This window comes from Spiroplasma sp. AdecLV25b, from assembly GCF_030913225.1.
Taxonomy (GTDB): Bacteria; Bacillota_I; Bacilli_A; order Mycoplasmatales; family VBWQ01; genus Spiroplasma_E.
On record NZ_JAQYTS010000040.1, the window covers coordinates 1 to 18,398 of the forward strand.

Here is an 18,398-nt window from a genome sequence, read left to right on the forward strand (position 1 = left end):
CTATTGTAAAATTTAATGGAGTCATATATTTCTCATCCTATCTAGTTTTTATTTTCAAACTAATTATATTTGATAAGGAGGGGTATATGGCTCATTTTTTATTACTTTTTTAAATTTACACACAATCTTAGACTTAACCATATAATGATAGTAAAAATATTGAAACAAGAAAAAAATTAGGTGCAAAGCTACTTAATGACAAAATTGAATTTGTAACTTTTGTCAAACTATTTGAAAAATCACAAGGCATTGGATATCATTTTGCAGGAATATTTATATTTGCTGGTTTTAGTAATGATAGTTGTAAGACTATGATTTATAAAAAAATTAGTGATAGTTATCAACTTAGCAAATAGTGTCGGCATTTGTGCTAATTAATTATGAAGGGTAATGATATTTAATAATTTTTAAACAAATTTCGGCAATCTTAGTTCTTACTTCGGGTAAATTTCGTACTAATTGACTAGGTGTAGTACTTCTATTATACTTAACTACTTTAACTTGGTCTGAAATAACTTTAATAGCAACAATGGGAACATTAAACTTAGAAGAAGTATGAAACAAAGCTGTGCACTCCATATCAACAATATCAATAGTACTATTGAAATTAGTTCGAATATAATCATACTGTACTTTTTGACAAATAATTGTACCACCACTACCAATATTGACAAAGTTATCACAATCAATTAATTGTGACACATTGGTCATTAAATCATAATTACTAGTAAAGTTTACTTGTTCACCGGGAATTTGTCCTGGTAAATAACCCAAGTTTTGGTTATTAACACAAATATAAGTTGCTTTTTGCACAATTGTTACTACTAAGGGTAGTATTTTTAATTTTAAGCTAGTAGCACTGCTAATGTTATAAACGGTAGTAATAGGATAATCTTTTAATAAAGTAGTAATAGCAATCGTACTATTAGTAAGGCCGACATTACTAATAGCAATTACTACATTATTATATTCATATATTGTTAAATATGGATAACGATTGTTAGGAGTTAATGCTAATTTTTCAATTATACTAGAGAACTCTTCAAAAATAGCACCAATGATTAGAATCATATACATATAAGTTTATCTCCTTGATTTATTTTATTTGATAATTGTATTCTTATTTTTATTAATACCATTATTATGTAGAATAGTATTATCACTACAATTAACTTCGTTAATATTTCTTTTAATGTTTTTGTCAAAGTTTTCTATTGCTTTCTTCCTATCTGGTTTTGGTAGATTTGAAGATTCACTAGTTTTGATTATTTCAGAAGAAGAATTTTTTTGAAATAAATTTCTAATAAATTTAAAAGAAGTTATTAACGTTTTTAGTAATGAAAACTTAGATGAATGATTTTGTTTTTCATTTCTTGAATTATCATTTGCGGACATAATAACAGATTCAGGTGTAGTAGCAGACCCTATTTTATTTTCTGCATTTGGTATTTGTTTTATAAATGTTTCTCTAATTTTTTCTCTTATCTTTTGTGACTGTAAGATAAGTTCATCTTTAGAATCAATAACATCTTTAATATCTCAAAAATTTTGTTCATGTAAAATATTAATTAGTTTATCTTTAACTTTACTGCTAATATACTTATGTTTTATACTACTAAAAATTGCTAGATAATCAAAATCATCACCGGTAAAATAATCATTAATAGATTGCATGTATAATCTTCTTTGACTAATACTTGTATTTATTCAATTGTCATCTTCAATTATCTGATAAGTATTTTTATTATCGCTTTCACTAATACCCCATTTATTAAAATTAGCATTAATATCTATTTTTTCATTAGGGACAATATTTAAAATTTTATATTCTACTTGCAACTGAGTATAGTTTCTAACTTTATCATCATATTTAAAAACTAATACTTTGTTATCATCTTTATTAATTAATCAAGGAATATAAACAATACCTTCTTTACTCAGAAATCGTATTTTACCAATGTTGTTGAATTCTAAATCAAGTATTTTTGATTTTCTAACATAGTTCTTGTCTTCCTTTACCCCTCTTTAAATATTTATAAAAAGAACAACTAAAATTGTTCTTTTTGGCTTTATTTAAATTTATCTAACATACCTAACGTACTAATAGCACGTACGTAAATTAACATCGACTTTCATAATTCATCAACTTTAACACTTTCATTATACTGGTGTTCAGTTGAAGCAAGATGATCAAAGATAGCGCCAAAGGCAACACAGTTGTCCATGGCACGAGCATATGTTCCGCCACCAATAGCAATGGGAACAGCCTTTTTGTCACCTGTTACTTCATGGTAAATCTTCATTAGTTCCACGACAATAGTTGAATCTTGCGGCATATATAATGGTTTATCATAGTGTTGCTCTTTAATAGTTAAATCATACGGTTTTAAAATCGCCTCTAAACGTTTAATAACAACTACTAAATCAGTTTTAACTGGGATACGAATGTTACATCCTAGCATTGAACTTTTTTTATCAATGTTAACAATTCCAACATTAATAGTGAAACTACCTGATTCATCATCTAAGTCACCGAAGTACTTTGTTAAAGCAGTATCTTCATGTAAAATTTCACCAACGAATTGCACTAAATTATGTTTAATATTTAACTCATGACATATTAACAAACTTTGTAATCCTGCATTAACACCTTCACTAGGACGTGAACCATGAGCAGGTGTTCCATGAATAGTAACTTGTTTATCCTTATTTTCAATTCGATATTTTTTATTTTTTCCTAATTTAACAAAGTTATCAACATCAACACCTGAAATAGTACTTGTTGAACACGTAACATTATAAGCATCACCGGCATTAATGTTAAGCGTATTATGTCCTGTTCCAATAATATCCAAATCGATAATTCCTTTTTCAGCGTAAACTAAAGGAAACATACCATCAGGAGTAAAGCCAAAAGTTGGACTTCCTTCTTGTTTCATATATGTATTAATAGAATCTCATGTTGTTTCTTCAGTTAAACCAAAGATAACACGAATGCGACGAGTTGGAACATAGCCATGGTCTTTTAAATATTTTAAACAATATAAAATAATAATGGTTGGACCTTTATCATCTAGAACACCACGACCATATAAGATACCATCAATAATTTCAGGACTAAAAGGAGGAATTTTTCATTCGTCTAAATTACCTGGTGGTACAACATCAAGGTGACCTAATATGGCAAAAATTTCTTCACCCTCACCAAATTCTAAATATCCATATTTACCTTTAGGGTTGCGAACAGCTTTAAACCCTAAACTTTTACCTAAATCCATAGCAAACGTTAATACTTCAGCAACACCAATCCCATAAGTGGCATCTTTAGTGGGAGTTTGGGCAAAAGATTTTATTTTAACAATCTCTTTAATTTTTGATATTGCTTGTGGGAAATAAGTATCTTTTAATAATTTTTCATTGAATTCCATATGTTTCACACTCCTAAATAATTATGCAATATTATACAACAATGTTATAAGTTATTAACTTTTACACAGTACTATTATTTATGATATCAATTATAAGTTCATTTAACAATCCCCAACCAGTATTTGTGCAAAATAATTGTTGATTATTAATGATTATTTGACCATTATCCAATAATCTTGTAATTAATTGTTGGTTATTAACCATATCTTTCTTATTTTTTTTGTTAATTTAACACCACTTCTTAATAGTAAACCTTGCAATAATTTATTAATAAAACATTGATTACTATCAAAATCAGTAATTGTTTTCTGATAAATAATATCATTGCTATTAGTAATTATCTGCGCTCCCTTATTAGTTTCTATATAAGAAACAGCATCTGGCCCTAATCCATAATAACTTTCTAATAAACAATAACCAATAGTATATTGTGAATAGTTATTACTATTTTTTGCATAACTATAATATTCATAATTATGGTAATTATGAAGTGTTAAAAAATCATTAATTATTTTTTAAACTGTAAGTTAACATATTCATCAGCATTATCAAAACTAATGTGTGGTGCTTGCAAGAAAATGCACTGTTGTAAATCATATAATAATTGCTGTTTTGTTTGGTTAGGAATATTATAATTTAAATCAAGTGAAAAATTAGTAAAGCCCATCTTAATACTATTATGAATAGTAGCATTGATTGGTTCTTGTTGAAATGTTGTCACTTTTCATACTAAACGGTTAACACTAAATGTTTGTAATAATTTTAGCATATTATCATTAATAGTGTTAACACTAGTTTCAAAACTATATTGATTAATATTTTTGACAATAGGTGCTAATAGTGATAATAATCTTTTTAAAAATAACAAAGAAATTGCTTTAGTACTATTAGCAATATAAATTGTTTTTAATGTTAAATCATATTGTTTAATGATAAGTTTTAGCTCATGTGCTATTTTTGTTAAAAACTGTTGTGCACCTTGAAAATCATCATAGTTTAAATCAGGAATATATAAATATAAATGTTGAATTTTAAATGTATGTTTCATAATTAAATAATACTACTTTTATCAAAATATTAATAATAAAATTAGGGAAAATGTCATTAAAATATTAAATAAATTATTAATACACCTACATTACATTACTACTTCATTATATTCATGTGTTGATGATTGACAATGTCAACTATCACTAGTATTTATTACTTCTGTATTAAAACCCTCTCTTGTTTCAATATTATTATATTCATCATTGTTTTCATTAAAGTTTGGTGATACGTTTTCTTTTAAAAAGTAATTTTTAATTTTATTATAAATATCAAATTCATTTTCTATCAACAGCAAAGCGTTTATTCCTGCTCCAATCCGTGTAAAAAGTGGATTATCAAAATCATATTAAAAGTATAATAAAATCGTTTAGAGAATGAAGGTGGAAAACTAAACATATAACCCATTGTTCCTAATTCAAAACTAAAATCTAGTTTTTTCATTACTTTAATAATTTTTTCAAGATTATTATTAAAAGTCTGATTACCTTCTATTAATAATGGTAGATTTTCATTGTTATTTTGTCGTTTTCAACTATTTAACACTTTCAGAAAAACAATGGCAATTTTAATTAGTGCACTACTACTTAATAAACAGAAAACTGGGATTGGTATGTTATTAAATTTAAGAAATAAAGTTTCTTGATCATTTAAAATGGTATTTTGTTTAAGATTGTCTAACCAGTCTTCATCCATTTTGCCTCACGGTAAATTTGAGCGCATTAACATTACTCCCAAAGGAATAGGCAAACTTAATGTTTTAATACAAAAATCAATAAAAAATTCTTTCTTAGAATTATAGTATAATTTTTGATTTGTTTTTTCTATATCTTCTACCATTCCGATAAAAGCAATAGTTACTGCTTCAGGTGAAGCTAAAATAGCATTTCTATTTCATAATAACCCTAAAGCAGTTTTTCTTTGTGTTGTTAAAAAATCTATTAAAATATCACCAACGGTTACAATTTTTTTAAATGTATTTCATATTGTTGTTTTTCACATTTTATTTTCTATAGTAATATCATTCTGATCACTTATTAATTCTTGCGTATCAGGTACATCACCAATCTTTATTTGAGAACTTTGACTATTTTGGTAATTAGACATTTCTTTAATCTTCCTTTCAAAATAAAAAAAATCTATTATTTTTAAAAAAAATGGATTGAAAACTGTATTTAGTTTATGTGGTATATTGTATATAAATTTGTTAAATTATGTATTATATATGCGTTTTCTCATTTATAAGTTTAATAGGTGCATAGCACTGTTAGTTAGATATCTTATTTCTGAATCTACACTAAATTACTCGAAAATATTTTCAGTCGTAAATTTTGTTCTACTTACAAATTGAACATTAATTAAATTAATGTTCAATAGTTATTTTTTTAAGTTCGTGCTTTTCAGTTTTGTTCTTTAATAACATTTTCATTACCTTTTGATGATAACTTAGTTGTTCAACGTGGGTAATTTTCTGCTTTATTTTTGGCATTAACTATATTCATGGGATCTAAATTATATAGTTCAGTTGTTCCACTTTGACTAGCTGGTCGGTGTAAAACAATAGTTCAAGAATAAGTTTTCTCATTATTGGCTTCTGATAAATCATTAGTAAATGAATCACGGAACATTCAGGCTCCTGCATAATCTTTACGATATAACTTATCACTAACCCCATCAATTGTTTCTGCTTTTTCTCACACAGTTTGAATTTGGTCTAATGTTCAATGATTAATATTAAATTTAGATGTAGATTTAGGTGTTGATGCTTGCTTCATATTAGCTTTTGATTGTGTTTTTTGCTCATGGTTTTTTGCAACTGGTTTTTCTTGTCCAAATTTAGAATCATCTGGTTGTCCTTGCGCTGCACCTTGCACATCAAATCCACCTTGATTTTGTGGTTCATAACTAACTGCTATAGGATTAGGAGCATTGCTCAATATTTCTGGTTCTTTAATTGTTGAATCTTTACTTTCATCAGCTAAATCATCATATTTTGAAACACTAGATGATGCAATTGGTTCTTCATTGTTGGTTCGTGAATAAATTGATGTATCTACTGTAGATGCTGTTAATGTTACTTCTGGTTCTGAACTATTTTCTAACATTGGATCTGCTAATCGTATTGGATTATTTTGAATATTACTTGTTTGATTTTGGTTAGATACAACTGCTTCTGAAACATAGGCACCTGTATTATTAGATGCTTCAGCTGTAGTTCTTGTATAAGTAGGAGTAGATGTTGCTTGTGAATCAGGAATATTTTTGTCATTTGTTGAAATATTAGGTGTTGCTCCAAAACTACCTTGGCTTTGAACACTAGATTGTTGATCAGGAAAAGCAGTATTATTAGTTACTGTAATAGTAATAGGTTGTTGACTAGTAGGAGTTAGCGTTTCTGTTTGCGCTGTTGCTAAGGGGATAGAAATCTCACTTTCTTGTGGAATCGGAGTTGCTTCAACAACGGGAACTGGTTTTTCTGGTTTTACAACTGGTACTATTAAAGCGTTAGAACTATATTTTGAACTAATATTAATTAATAATCAAATACTATTACCTACTAAAAAAAGCGCACCTAATGCTGCTAATGCTCATGGTAAAAAAGCAGCAATCACAAGACCAATAGTATTGATTGGATTATTAGTATCTTTTTGAATTAGAAAATTTACAATATCAAAACGAATATAGGTAAAAACAATAAATCCCACAACTACTAATGTTGAAAAAATAAAACTAATTAAACTAAATAGTTCTGAAAAACCATTTTTAGTTCTAATAAACACAAAAGGAATAACAACTAAACTAATTGCAAATGCTGAAACAGCAAAAACAATAGTGCTTAATTCCTCAAAACTCATTTTTAAGGTATTAGGGGCCATGGTATTAAAAACAGTAATATAATAATCAATTCCTGTGCGAAAAGCTGTTAATCATACTACTCAACCAATTAATAAGCTTAGAGCAATAAATCCCCCGCTAATCATAATTGCTAGCCGATTATACAAAGCAACCCGATGCACTTTAGGACTTGCTATGCCAACTGATGATGTTATTGATTCAGAAGTTGTTTCTTCAATCATAAAAAAAGACCCCAATCTATTCTAGTATATATTCACTCTCTTAATAATATTATATCAAAATATATTACGATAGTGTCGTGTAACCAATACAGGGGTTATTAGGCATGAATTATAATTGAAAACTAATTTAGAATTTATAAAAGTTTATTTAAAAGTAAATTTAACTAGTTTATTATAACTAAACTCATTGTTGATAGATAATAAAGAAAAATTATTATATGATATCTCGTGAACTAAAGATAGTTTTTAACTCATTGCTTTTTTTGAAGTAAATGAGTTTTTATTTTTGAAAAGGAGAGAAATAAATGAATTTTATTAGCTGAATTGGAAAGTTACATCGTTACAGTATGAACATGAGTAATAAATTTAAAACATTGGGTAATTTTTTTGGTGGCATCATCGCAGTAGTTACTGCTGTATCTTATATTAAAAAGACCGAAAGTTTCATTATGGATTCTGTGCATCAAATAAGTGATTCAATTAATGAAGCAGAAGTTTACACAGCGGGTGCTTGTGTAGCATTAACTATTGGCGGATACACTAGTGGTTTTACGCTAGGAGTTATCGGTTATTCATTAGGAACTATGAACTTTACTGCACCCATTATGAAAAAAATGTTTGAAATTAGAAGACATAACAACAGTTAATCAAGAAAATAACAATTTTAATATAAAAGAATGTCTGTTTACAATAGGAAGTTTAGTTGGTGGAATTTCAGTTTTGATTTTAACGACAAAAATTATTAATAAGTATAATCATGATTACGAAGACCCTGAGTTAGGTCCATGTTTATCATTACAACCGTATTTTATATTTGGAGCTACAGCAATAACTATCGATGGATATACTAGTGGTTTTATACTTGAAAAATCATGTTATATTAGCAATATAGCATGACAAGGTATAAATTATATTGGAAATAAATATGGTGAAAATATACGTAATTTATTAACTAGAAATCATTTGGCAATTGATAATGAAGATTGTGAAAGTCTAATAATATCAACTTCAGAAATTAATAATTCTAATGATAGTTCAATAGTTGAAGGAAATCATCAATTACCGTTCCAGTCAGAAGACGTAAATACAATAAATTTGAATGATGGTTCAAATAATAGTTCAAATCCATCACCAATATTGGATAGGTAAGTTTATTTAACCAATTAAAAAATTCAAAACAGATACTTAGATAATAGTTTACTACATACAAAATATCTTTAATTCATTAAATTTTCAAATACAGATTTATCTACTAAAATACTAATTAAACAACTGCAGTTATGAGCATAATAAATTCATTTAAATAAGATATTTTCACTATCATGTCAAATATATAAATCAAGAGTTGCACTCTTATCACTACCATTACTAACTTTAGCCTCAAAAACTGAATTATTATCATTTGTTAAAATTTTATCAGTGTTGGCACTTAGCTGTTGTAAATCGTTTTGATGTCCATCGTCAGACTGTATAAATAAACTAGAAAGTGAAAGATTAAACTGAGGATATAAAATTACAAATTCATTTCAATTCTTAGCATATGGTTGTCAGTTAAATAAAAGGTAGCTACTAGAACTATTATATGGTGATTCATGTCTATAATCTTTCTTTCAAGAATATCCAATTTCTTTTGTTTTTTCATTATTATCTCATTTATAATAATAAACTTGAATTAAATTATTGTTACTATCAAAAATATAATTAGTAGAATAATTTTTACCATCAATTGATGATATATTTGTTATTAAATTATAAACATTATCATTAGTAGCAATAACTTTAATAATACTACTCATTAAACTATCATCAAGATTTTTTAAACTACTTTGACTAATAAAATATTTACCTAAACTATTAGCAGCAGTACTATCAATGCCACCAGGAATACGTTCTGCTTTAGCAATATAATATAAACCTAATGTTTCACTCAAACTATTACTATGTTCTACTTTACTTAGCTGATTGTTGACTACTAATATCAATATGGTTTTCAACACCACCCATTTGTAAATATTTTCAATTACTATTATCACCGCTAAAGAAACTATCATTATAAACACTTTTACTATATGGATTATAAAAATCTTTAACACTTGTTATTTTTTTATGGCTATTCATTTCTGCTTGAATATTATTTAACATACTTTTATCAGCCTCAGTAAGTTTTAAACTAGAATCAATCGTTAGATTTCCATTACTATCAACAATAAAAGTATTTTTCGTTGGTGTTCCATCACTTAAATTACCAATAGCATGACTTGTATCATAACTATAATATTTACTATCAGTTGTTGATTGATTAGTAATTCAACTATTTTGACTTAAACAAGCAAATTTATTATTAAATAATGAAGTTGAGGTTTGGTCATTGCTAGGATTACTAGTAAGATTATTATTAATAGTAGTGTTGCTATTAACAACATTCACCACTACATTGCTTGCTAACGTTAAAGTAGTTAAACTACTTAAAATAATTAATGATTGCTTCACAATTTATACTCCTTTGCTTTTTAATTCATTTAGTATTAATATATAAACTTGTTATTTAATAAAGTTTTTTGAATAATTTTAATACCTACATAAAAAATAAATTCAACACGTATTCATTAAAATTATAAGGATAATTAAATCCTTATGAGTAATAATAAAACTTTTAACTTGAAAAAGCAATAATTTTTTAACACATTTTAATCATATTAACATCTTTATTAGGAATTTTATTACCAAAAAATTAATAAAGAAAACAATTGTTTTTTCAAAAAAATATTATATAATTTTATTTGTATTATTTAACTTAAAGTTTAGTAAAAATAAACAAAAAAGGAGAAAATAATAACTATGAAAATTGGTAGAAAACTAAAAACTTTAAGATTAAAACATAATCTAACCATGGAAGAACTAGGTAAACGCTGTGATTTATCAAAAGGTTTTATTAGTCAACTCGAACATGATGTTGCATCACCTAGTATTGAAACCTTGAAAAACATTCTTGATGTTTTCGACTATTCATTATCTGCTTTCTTTGAACAAGAAACCAAAGAAAAAATAGTTTTCAAGGAACAAGATATTACCATCCTTGATGAGCACGAATACCAAATTAAATGAATTATCCCTAACGCCCAAAAACTGACCTTAGAACCAGTCATCTTAATTTTAAAACCATTTGGTAGTTCCAACAAGGTTCCTCCCTTTCAAGGTCAAATCTTCGGTTATGTTCTTAACGGTACGGTCTTTGTCCATTATGGTGGTAACAAAATTAAAGCCACTACTAATGAAACATTTTATCTTAAAGGTAATGAACGACATTATCTGGAAAATCCTAACAAAAATTCTGCTACGATTTTATGAGTTTCCAATCCACCAATTTTTTAAAAGCATTTCAAGGAGGTTAATATGAGCACTAATATTTTAGAATTACGTAACATTACTAAAGAATATGACGGTAAGGTTGTTTTAAAAGGAATTAGTTTAAACATTCATGAAGGTGAATTTCTTACCATTTTAGGCCCCAGTGGCTGTGGTAAAACCACCATGCTAAGAATAATTGCTGGGTTTGAACAACCCAATAATGGTCAATTATTATTTAAAAATAAAGACTTAACTAAAATCCCTATCCACAAACGTGAAATTAATACTATTTTTCAAAACTATGCTTTATTTCCTCTTTTAAATGTTTTTGACAATATCGCTTATGGTTTAAAATTACGTAAAGTTGATAAAGAAAAAATTAAAAAAGAAGTTAAAAAGGCTTTGGAATTAGTAAAACTGACCGGAGTTGAAGATAAAGATGTTAATGATTTATCAGGTGGTCAAAAACAAAGAATTGCCGTAGCACGAGCATTAGTTCTTAATCCAAAAGTTTTACTATTAGATGAACCTTTTGCCGCTTTAGATTTAAAATTACGTCAACAAATGCAAACAGAATTAAAAAAAATTCAAGAAGAAGTTGACATTACTTTTATTTTTATTACCCATGACCAAGAAGAAGCTTTCACAATGTCAGACCGAGTAGTTGTTCTAAATCAAGGACAAATTCAACAAATTGGTAGTCCCCAAGATATTTACAATGAACCAGAAAATAAATGAACTGCTCAATTCGTTGGTACTTCTAATGTGATTGACAATGGTATATTTGTTAATGATAATTGTGTGCGATTTGATGGAAAAAAATTTGCTTGTTCTGATACTGGTTTTGGTGAAAATGAACGTAACATCGATATTGTTATTCGTCCTGAAGACATTGATTTAGTTAATGCTGGCGTTGGATTTTTTGATGGCACTATTAAATCAGTAGTGTTCAAAGGTTTATTATGGGAAATTAATATTACGACTAACAAAAGAAAATGAGTAGTACATACTACTGATACTTTTGAAGTAGGCAATCGTGTTGGTTTAAAATGAAATGTCGAAGATATTCATGTTATGTGAAAGGAAATTGAAGAGTAATATGAAAAAGTGATTTAAAAAAAACAAAGCCACAACTCCGATTCTTGAACCTACTGAAACTAATCCCATTGTACACAACAAACTACCAGTTGTTAGTCATCCAAACCAGAAACAAAAAACACTTAATATTAAATCCTGATTTAAATTTAAAAAATTAACTATCAAAACAACAAAACCTGCAAAATTAAAAAATCATAAAGAAAAAAAATCTAAAACTACTAAAAAGAAAAATTCATTTCTATGATGAAAAAATAGCAAAAAAAGATTATTTAATATTAAAAATAAAATTAAAGACAAATCAGTTAACTTTGGTTTTAAATCCTGAGTAACACTGTCTTATCCTTATTTGGTCTTAATGGTCATTTTAATTGTCTTACCTTTATTAATCGTTATTTTATACTCAATTATTAAAGCGACTAACAATGCTTGAATCTTTCGTTTTACTTTTAGCAACTTCAATGATTTCTTCAAAGAAAATAGTTTTGTAATGGTATTGTTACGTTCAATTGGATACTCATTTGTTGCAACATTAATTGCTGTGGTATTTGGTTATCCGATTGCCTATATCATGGCTTTTATGTCAACAAAAATTGCCTCAAAAAATATTTGAGTGCTAGTAACATTACCAATTTGAATTAATATTTTATTACGAACGATTGGTTTACAAATTATTTTCAGTATCTTAGGGCCTAATATTTTATTAGGAACACCAATTGGCATTATTTTAGCCATGGTTTACATGTTTATGCCCTTTGTAATATTACCTATTTATAACTCTTTAGAAAAAACTGACCACACTTTATTAGAAGCTAGTCAAGACTTAGGCGCTTCACCTTGAAAAACATTCTGAAAAGTTACCTTTCGTTTTTCAATACCAGGCATTGTTTCTGGTTTCACATTAATGATGTTAAGTGCCATGACATCACTAGTAGTTGTTAAATACATTGGCGAAGGAAAAACGATTTTAATTGCCAATATTATTGAGTCTTATTTTTATCGTGGTGCTAATTTTGCTTATGGTGCTGCTATTTCAGTTATTCTTGGAGTTATCGTCTTAATTATTATTTTTACATTAAAAGTTGTTGGTCGTTGAGCCACAGGTAAAAAAATCGGAGGGATTGTCTAATGAAATCTTTTTTCAAAAATAGTTATTTAGCTATTATCTTTTTATTGCTTTACACACCCATTTTAGTGTTAATGGCTTTTTCATTTAATGGTGGTGATTCAGTTCGCAGTTGAAGTTATTTTTCTTTTGATGCTTATGGTGATTTATTTGCCCAAAGCCAATTATGACAATCAGTTAGTGTAACATTAATTGTGGCATTTATTTCAACCTTTGTCGCTGTTATTATTGGTACTTTTGCAGCCTTAGGCTTAAGTAAAACCCGTAAACTAACTCGTAATTTAACGCTGGGAATTACTAATATTCCTTTAGTCAACGCTGATATTGTAACTGCGGTTTCACTAATGTTATTATTCATGGCCTTAGGATTTAGTTTTGGTTTAGGAACACTAATTTTATCTCACATTTCTTTTAATATCCCTTATGTTATTATTACTGTCTTACCAAAGATTAGACAAATTAATGTTTCACAATTAGAAGCCAGTCAAGATTTAGGTGCTTCGCCTTGATATACACTACGAAAAATTGTTTTACCAACGATTAAACCAGCAATTGTTGCTGGAGCTGCCATTGCCTTTGCTATGAGTTTTGATGATTTTTTAATTTCTTATTTTACAGGGGGTAATACTTCAAATGTTTCAACTTTTATTTATTCTTTAAAACGAATTAAACCATATATTAACGCCTTTTCAACCATTATTATTGTTTTAATTACCTTAACTATCATTTCATGAAATGGTTATGTGGTTGTTAAAAAACAAATTAAACAACGTAATGAAAAAATAACTAAAAGCATTTATCACAACCAAAAAATAACTAAAAATGAAAAATTATTAACTAAATGTTATTTACAATTAAATAACTTTAATAACAAAAAAGTGAAATTAAAAAAGGGGAAATCACCTTATCGAGAAAATAATTTTGAACTAGTTACGGAACAAGATATTAGCAATGCCGAAAATCGCATTGCTAAAAACCCAAAATTAATTGCCCAAATTTTAAAACTAGAAGCCAAAATCGAAACGGAAATGATTTGGATTAATCACATAAAAAGCAAAATTAGTGCTAAAAAAATTTTAAAAGAAGAACGTTCTAAAGCACGAAGAGATAAATACCGTTTCTTGGTTTGACCTTGAAAAATGATTATGATTAGCATTCTATTAGGTTCAGGATTCATTGCTCTAGGTGCATTTTATATGTATACTAACTTTTATGACTTATCAATTGCCAATTGGGGTGAATATATTAGTCCCGAAGTTTTAAATGGATTTGAAAAAGAATATCAAGTAAAAGTTAAATATACAACATATGATGATAATGAATCATTATACGCAAAACTATACACTACTAGCTATGATGTAATGGTTCCTAGTGATTACTTAGTAGCAAAACTAGCAAGTGAAGATCGTATTATTGACTTTAATGACCCGCAATATGCTGGTAAATTAGATTTTATACCCAAAAATGTTATTAACACTGAACTATATAATTTCATGCAAAAATATCAAATTAAAACTATTGATGGTACAATCAGTCCTAATGGTCTAAATGATTACAGTATCCCTTACTTCTGAGGTGATGTGGTTATGGTTATTAATGCAACTAATCCTAATAATTTAACTGACCTTGGTATCACAGACCCTGACCAAGCGCAATGAAATGTTTTACAAACAGCAGCAAATTTAAACAAGCGTATTATTTTAAATGATGATATGCACAACTTATTTATGACAGCACTAACTGATTTACATTACAAAAATAAATGAGGAAAAAATACAGGTACTGGCGATAATAACCAAATCAATAATATTTTCCATGACAATATTAACGCCCACAGTAATACTGAAATTGATGATGCTAGTAATTGATTATCACCAATTATTAAAAATAGTAATACTAAACTACTAAATGACAGTATTGTTGATGAAATTGCTAAACCTAATAACTGAGATATTGCCATGATGTATAATGGTGATTTATTATCAGCTATTAGAGATAACACTGCTTTTCTAGATGGCAAATATTTAGCAATCAGACCTTATATGGGAACTAATATTTGAAACGATGATATGGTTATTAGTAAAGATTCACCTCACAAAGATTTAGCATTTAAATTTATCAATTACATTATGAATAAAAACCAACAAATAAGTTTAAGCAACGAATTTGGTTATACCTCTCCATTACAAGAAGCAATGGATGAAGTTAGCATACTTTATCCCCAAGCCATTTGAAAACACGTATATATTCCTAGTGACGGTCAAAAAACCGACCCTGCTAATCACCCTTTAGGATTCTTCAATGGTTTATACCATCGTGATTTTGATGCCTACATGCAAACTGTTTACAATCGATTATTAGCACATTAACTATCACAATCTATAAATACAACCGTTAATATAAAAAAGATAAAAAATATTGCAATATATTTATATTCTATTATATAATTGAATACGAAAGGGGTTAATTTATAGTGATACGTCGTAAAAAATGAGAAAAACATGAAATAATTACATTGATAAAATGAATTCTTCATTTAAAGGCCTATCTGATTTTTGGACATTAAATGTGCAAGCACCATGTCCATGATGTTGTTTACCAATGATAAAAGGTGCATACCAAGGTGAACAACCAACATCAGCCTTTGTTTGAAATATTGACCATATAGATGGCGATCCAAGTAATAACGATTGACAAAACCTACAACCAATGCACGTAGAATGTAATATTAAAAAAGACTAACATTATTGACTAGGAACATGTTCTTAATTTTGTAAAAATAGAGGAAAAATAAAAAAGGTGCCAATTAAGATCTAAGATTTGATTTTATTAAATTTTAGGTTTTTTATTTTTAAATTTCAATAAAACCTATTGTAGTAATAAAATATTAGGAATATAATAGTGTTATTCATTCACAAGAATTCTTATTATAATTTATTGCTTTGGGAGTTTACAGGACATCAAATAGATATTCTTAACTTTTTGTAAGAATAATTGTTCTATGAATAATGATATTTAGGAGGTTTATTAAAATAAAAAAAACTTTTACCAACTATTACTGCTGTAATTTTAGGAACAACGTTTTCACCAAATATATCAAATGCTTTTAGTAATAATAGTAATTTTACTTCTAATAATTGAACTTGAAACAATGTTCAAGTTAATCATAATGTTGCTACACCAGCAACAGGAACACATGAAGAATCAAACACAAAAACAGATACTAAAGCAACATTTCAACCATGGTCTATTTTTCTGAATTCTCAACAAATTATTAGTAACGGATACTTTGCTTTGCATACTTATGATGGAGCTGTTTATTTAAACTAAGTTGTATTAAACTTAAAGCAAGATGTCGCAACTGATATTTTTAGACAATGAGATTTTTCACAAACTAATGATGTTTGACAAGGATGAGGTCATCAAACCTCAACTATTACCCTGACAGTAACTGCTAAATATGATGAAAGTGAATCATTAACATCACTATTTATTTCATCATACATTTATGCAAGAACTGCTGGTTCTGTTCATGAAGCATTAACAACTTCTCAAGTAACTATTCTTGAATTTATTAACTAATAAATATTCTTAAAAATTTTAGAAAAAGGTGCATTAACATATGAGCGATGAGCATTCTTATGAAATTGAAATAAATAATGTTACAAAAAAATATTCTGAAACAGTAGGTGTTTTTGATATCAACATTAAAATTAAAAAAGGGGAAATCTATGGATTCATCGGACCAAATGGCGCTGGTAAATCCACAACAATTAGACAAATGGTTGGTTTTATTAAACCTGACCAAGGAAATATTACTATCAATAATAAAGATGCTTGAAATGAATCCAAAGAAATTATGAGTATCCTTGGTTATCTGCCTGGTGAAAATATCCTTCCAGACTATATGAAAGCTATTAATTATTTAAAACTTGTTTCTGATATTAGAGGTAATGTGGAATGAACATATGTTGAAAAATTAATTAATTATTTTGAACTTAATCCGAAAGTAAAAATTAAGAAAATGTCAAAAGGAATGAAACAAAAAGTTGCCTTAATAACTGCTTGTATGCATAAACCTAAGATTTTAATTTTAGATGAACCAACATCAGGTTTGGACCCATTAATGCAAGAAAAGTTTTTAAAAATAATTAAAGATTTTAGAAACAATGGTACAACAATTTTTTTAGTTCCCATATTTTTAGTGAAGTTGAAGCGCTTGCTGATAAAATTGCTATTATTAAATCAGGAAAAATTATATCTGAAATTGTAATGAAAGACGTTAAAACACCATATGAAAAAGTTTATTTAATAAAATTTATTAATAATGAAGATTTAATAAAGTTTTCACAATTAAGTTGAAAAACAGAAATAACTGATAATAATACAATTAAAGTTTTTGTCAAAAAAGAAAAAATTAATACTTTCTTAAAAGATTTAACTAAATTTAACATTGATTCTTACACAGAACAACAATTTAAATTAGAAGAACACTTTCAAAAATTTTATGGTGGTGAAATAAATGATCAATTTTAAATTTTTGAAAGTGCAATTGAAAAGTACTTGAATATTATTAACGTTATTTTCTATCGCAACACTTTTTATGATAATACCAGACCTCATTGGTCCAAAAACATTTTCTCCGTTTTCACATGTTTATCCTAATGGAACAGGCAGCAGTGGTAGTGCTGGATTATTTTTTTCAGTACTAGTAGTAACTGGCACTATGGCTTTATCTTTTATTTTGTCAATTCTTTTAATTCATAAACTATTTATTAAAGAAATTGACCGTAGTTATATTGGTTCATGATTAGTAATGCCAATGTCAAAGGTTAATGTGTATGTAACTAAATTATTTGTTGTTATTACTTATATTTTTATTTTTCATGTTATAAGTTTATCGTTCCAAGAAATTCTTTTTGGTAGTTTAATGCAAGACTTTACTAGTAAAACATTTTTATATTTACTTACTGTTAATATGAGTATGTGTTTAGTTTCTTTATTATTTGCTGCTTTTACTTTTATTATTAGTATCATTAATGGATAAACAAACTATTACCTTGAGTATTGTTTCAGTTTTAGTAGCATTATTTATTATCTTTTATATTATGTACGCTGCAAATCCGATTAAAGAAAAGGTTAAGTCCCGAATCTTGTGTAAATTTATTTTTACAGAGCAATATTTCTCATATCAAATAAATTTAGTTTAATTTATTGTACCATACTTAAAAGTTGGTAGGTTAATCTTATCTAAAATTAATTTTAAAATTCTTATA

The 18,398-nt window shown here is 27.3% G+C and carries 23 protein-coding genes and 1 pseudogene; 12 read left to right on the forward strand and 12 right to left on the reverse strand.

Annotated elements, in window-relative coordinates; translation table 4 throughout:
• Positions 1 to 152 precede the first annotated feature (152 nt).
• Positions 153 to 356: pseudogene (locus RDJ14_RS03970) on the forward strand (hypothetical protein); the annotation flags it as partial.
• Positions 357 to 378: 22 nt separating this feature from the next.
• Here the strand turns inward: RDJ14_RS03970 and RDJ14_RS03975 are convergent.
• The 8 genes from RDJ14_RS03975 to RDJ14_RS04010 form a co-directional block, all read right to left on the reverse strand.
• Complete coding sequence (locus tag RDJ14_RS03975; protein WP_308150085.1) at positions 379 to 1,077, reverse strand: 5'-methylthioadenosine/S-adenosylhomocysteine nucleosidase; 699 nt, start codon at positions 1,075 to 1,077, stop codon at positions 379 to 381.
• A 24-nt stretch (positions 1,078 to 1,101) separates the two neighbouring features.
• Positions 1,102 to 1,839: a hypothetical protein gene (locus RDJ14_RS03980; RefSeq protein WP_308150086.1), complete on the reverse strand. Its 738-nt coding sequence runs from the start codon at positions 1,837 to 1,839 to the stop codon at positions 1,102 to 1,104.
• Positions 1,840 to 2,069: 230 nt separating this feature from the next.
• Entirely contained in the window at positions 2,070 to 3,428 is a 1,359-nt protein-coding gene (locus RDJ14_RS03985; RefSeq protein ID WP_308150087.1) for a Sapep family Mn(2+)-dependent dipeptidase, read from the reverse strand.
• A gap of 61 nt (positions 3,429 to 3,489) precedes the next feature.
• Positions 3,490 to 3,633, reverse strand: coding sequence for a hypothetical protein (locus tag RDJ14_RS03990; RefSeq protein ID WP_308150088.1), 144 nt, complete (start codon positions 3,631 to 3,633; stop codon positions 3,490 to 3,492).
• 304 nt (positions 3,634 to 3,937) lie between these two features.
• Positions 3,938 to 4,477, reverse strand: a complete 540-nt coding sequence (locus tag RDJ14_RS03995; RefSeq protein ID WP_308150089.1) for a hypothetical protein — start codon at positions 4,475 to 4,477, stop codon at positions 3,938 to 3,940.
• 90 nt (positions 4,478 to 4,567) lie between these two features.
• On the reverse strand, positions 4,568 to 4,774 hold the full coding sequence (locus RDJ14_RS04000) for a hypothetical protein (protein ID WP_308150090.1): 207 nt from the start codon (positions 4,772 to 4,774) through the stop codon (positions 4,568 to 4,570).
• A 5-nt stretch (positions 4,775 to 4,779) separates the two neighbouring features.
• Positions 4,780 to 5,583, reverse strand: coding sequence for a hypothetical protein (locus RDJ14_RS04005; protein WP_308150091.1), 804 nt, complete (start codon positions 5,581 to 5,583; stop codon positions 4,780 to 4,782).
• Between the two features lie 278 nt (positions 5,584 to 5,861).
• Positions 5,862 to 7,553 carry a hypothetical protein gene (locus RDJ14_RS04010; protein ID WP_308150092.1) on the reverse strand — a complete coding sequence of 564 codons (1,692 nt, stop codon included), beginning with the start codon at positions 7,551 to 7,553 and terminating at the stop codon, positions 5,862 to 5,864.
• Positions 7,554 to 7,858: 305 nt separating this feature from the next.
• Between RDJ14_RS04010 and RDJ14_RS04015 the strand changes: the two genes are divergently transcribed.
• Positions 7,859 to 8,200 carry a hypothetical protein gene (locus tag RDJ14_RS04015; protein WP_308150093.1) on the forward strand — a complete coding sequence of 114 codons (342 nt, stop codon included), beginning with the start codon at positions 7,859 to 7,861 and terminating at the stop codon, positions 8,198 to 8,200.
• On the forward strand, positions 8,172 to 8,702 hold the full coding sequence (locus RDJ14_RS04020; RefSeq protein WP_308150094.1) for a hypothetical protein: 531 nt from the start codon (positions 8,172 to 8,174) through the stop codon (positions 8,700 to 8,702). Before RDJ14_RS04015 ends, RDJ14_RS04020 begins: the two co-directional genes overlap by 29 nt.
• Positions 8,703 to 8,770: 68 nt before the next feature.
• Here RDJ14_RS04020 and RDJ14_RS04025 read toward each other — a convergent pair whose 3' ends face one another.
• Both RDJ14_RS04025 and RDJ14_RS04030 read right to left on the reverse strand, forming a co-directional pair.
• The gene (locus tag RDJ14_RS04025; RefSeq protein WP_308150095.1) at positions 8,771 to 9,535 is read right to left on the reverse strand and encodes a hypothetical protein; all 765 of its coding nucleotides are present in this window, start codon (positions 9,533 to 9,535) and stop codon (positions 8,771 to 8,773) included.
• Positions 9,504 to 10,043, reverse strand: a complete 540-nt coding sequence (locus RDJ14_RS04030) for a hypothetical protein (protein WP_308150096.1) — start codon at positions 10,041 to 10,043, stop codon at positions 9,504 to 9,506. Before RDJ14_RS04030 ends, RDJ14_RS04025 begins: the two co-directional genes overlap by 32 nt.
• A 348-nt stretch (positions 10,044 to 10,391) precedes the next feature.
• On the opposite strand from RDJ14_RS04030, the gene RDJ14_RS04035 reads away from it, so the two are divergent.
• The 5 genes from RDJ14_RS04035 to RDJ14_RS04055 all read left to right on the forward strand — a co-directional run bounded on the left by RDJ14_RS04035 (position 10,392) and on the right by RDJ14_RS04055 (position 15,864).
• A complete protein-coding gene (locus RDJ14_RS04035) occupies positions 10,392 to 10,925 on the forward strand; it encodes an XRE family transcriptional regulator (protein ID WP_308150097.1) in 534 nt (177 codons plus the stop codon).
• A gap of 21 nt (positions 10,926 to 10,946) precedes the next feature.
• A complete protein-coding gene (gene potA, locus RDJ14_RS04040) occupies positions 10,947 to 11,999 on the forward strand; it encodes a spermidine/putrescine ABC transporter ATP-binding protein (protein WP_308150098.1) in 1,053 nt (350 codons plus the stop codon).
• A gap of 1 nt (position 12,000) precedes the next feature.
• The gene (gene potB / locus RDJ14_RS04045; RefSeq protein WP_308150099.1) at positions 12,001 to 13,125 is read left to right on the forward strand and encodes a spermidine/putrescine ABC transporter permease; all 1,125 of its coding nucleotides are present in this window, start codon (positions 12,001 to 12,003) and stop codon (positions 13,123 to 13,125) included.
• Complete coding sequence (locus RDJ14_RS04050; RefSeq protein WP_308150100.1) at positions 13,125 to 15,491, forward strand: extracellular solute-binding protein; 2,367 nt, start codon at positions 13,125 to 13,127, stop codon at positions 15,489 to 15,491. Before potB ends, RDJ14_RS04050 begins: the two co-directional genes overlap by 1 nt.
• Positions 15,492 to 15,612: 121 nt before the next feature.
• Positions 15,613 to 15,864, forward strand: coding sequence for an HNH endonuclease signature motif containing protein (locus tag RDJ14_RS04055; protein WP_308150101.1), 252 nt, complete (start codon positions 15,613 to 15,615; stop codon positions 15,862 to 15,864).
• 257 nt (positions 15,865 to 16,121) lie between these two features.
• Here RDJ14_RS04055 and RDJ14_RS04060 read toward each other — a convergent pair whose 3' ends face one another.
• Positions 16,122 to 16,334, reverse strand: a complete 213-nt coding sequence (locus RDJ14_RS04060; RefSeq protein ID WP_308150102.1) for a hypothetical protein — start codon at positions 16,332 to 16,334, stop codon at positions 16,122 to 16,124.
• Positions 16,335 to 16,448: 114 nt separating this feature from the next.
• Positions 16,449 to 16,628: a hypothetical protein gene (locus RDJ14_RS04065; protein WP_308150103.1), complete on the reverse strand. Its 180-nt coding sequence runs from the start codon at positions 16,626 to 16,628 to the stop codon at positions 16,449 to 16,451.
• Positions 16,629 to 16,744: 116 nt separating this feature from the next.
• Here RDJ14_RS04065 and RDJ14_RS04070 point away from each other — a divergent pair, with 116 nt between their 5' ends.
• From RDJ14_RS04070 to RDJ14_RS04085, 4 genes are read left to right on the forward strand one after another with little or no spacing between them, the layout of a single operon-like run.
• Positions 16,745 to 17,395, forward strand: coding sequence for an ATP-binding cassette domain-containing protein (locus RDJ14_RS04070; RefSeq protein WP_308150104.1), 651 nt, complete (start codon positions 16,745 to 16,747; stop codon positions 17,393 to 17,395).
• Positions 17,395 to 17,658 carry a hypothetical protein gene (locus RDJ14_RS04075; RefSeq protein WP_308150105.1) on the forward strand — a complete coding sequence of 88 codons (264 nt, stop codon included), beginning with the start codon at positions 17,395 to 17,397 and terminating at the stop codon, positions 17,656 to 17,658. The genes RDJ14_RS04070 and RDJ14_RS04075 overlap by 1 nt, the downstream gene beginning before the upstream one ends.
• The gene (locus RDJ14_RS04080; protein ID WP_308150106.1) at positions 17,645 to 18,169 is read left to right on the forward strand and encodes a hypothetical protein; all 525 of its coding nucleotides are present in this window, start codon (positions 17,645 to 17,647) and stop codon (positions 18,167 to 18,169) included. The genes RDJ14_RS04075 and RDJ14_RS04080 overlap by 14 nt, the downstream gene beginning before the upstream one ends.
• Positions 18,162 to 18,332 carry a hypothetical protein gene (locus tag RDJ14_RS04085; protein WP_308150107.1) on the forward strand — a complete coding sequence of 57 codons (171 nt, stop codon included), beginning with the start codon at positions 18,162 to 18,164 and terminating at the stop codon, positions 18,330 to 18,332. The genes RDJ14_RS04080 and RDJ14_RS04085 overlap by 8 nt, the downstream gene beginning before the upstream one ends.
• Positions 18,333 to 18,398 lie beyond the last annotated feature (66 nt).